At 50.6% G+C, this 538-nt stretch carries 2 tRNA genes and 1 rRNA gene; all 3 read left to right on the forward strand.

From position 1 onward, the window contains the following. Nucleotides 1-109 (forward strand): 5S ribosomal RNA (gene rrf, locus M3223_RS23805); the annotation flags it as partial. Between the two features lie 72 nt (nt 110-181). Further along, nucleotides 182-258, forward strand: a tRNA-Ile gene (locus M3223_RS23810). 30 nt (nt 259-288) lie between these two features. Beyond that, a tRNA-Ala gene (locus M3223_RS23815) sits at nt 289-364 on the forward strand. Nucleotides 365-538 lie beyond the last annotated feature (174 nt).

The following is a 538-nucleotide window of genomic DNA, read 5'->3' on the forward strand; positions in this document are numbered from 1 at the left end:
CGATGGCGGAAGGGAACCACGCGTACCCATCCCGAACACGACCGTTAAGCCTTCCAGCGCCGATGGTACTTGGACCGCAGGGTCCTGGGAGAGTAGGACGTCGCCAAGCGGTGCATTTTTGCGCCAATAATTCCCTCGGGTTTATTTATTGATTAATCCGATGGAACGGGAGTAAGAATATGGGCCTTTAGCTCAGCTGGTTAGAGCGCACCCCTGATAAGGGTGAGGTCGGTGGTTCGAGTCCACTAAGGCCCACCATTTCATCTCGTAAGAGATGACCACTTATACGGGGCCATAGCTCAGCTGGGAGAGCGCCTGCCTTGCAAGCAGGAGGTCAGGAGTTCGATCCTCCTTGGCTCCACCAATAAACCTTTATGGTTGTGTCTTTTACTGAGGTTTACCTTGGTAGCAGATTCGTCCATAAAACCACTTGTACCTTGAAAACTGGATACGAACGATATGAAATGCTGAAACATCCGAAAGCTGTGGTCTTAACTGGAACTTGTCCTTGGACAAGATGGTTAAGCTACTAAGAGCG

The sequence above is a fragment of the Paenibacillus pasadenensis genome, assembly GCF_023715725.1.
Taxonomy (GTDB): Bacteria; Bacillota; Bacilli; order Paenibacillales; family Paenibacillaceae; genus Paenibacillus_O; species Paenibacillus_O pasadenensis_A.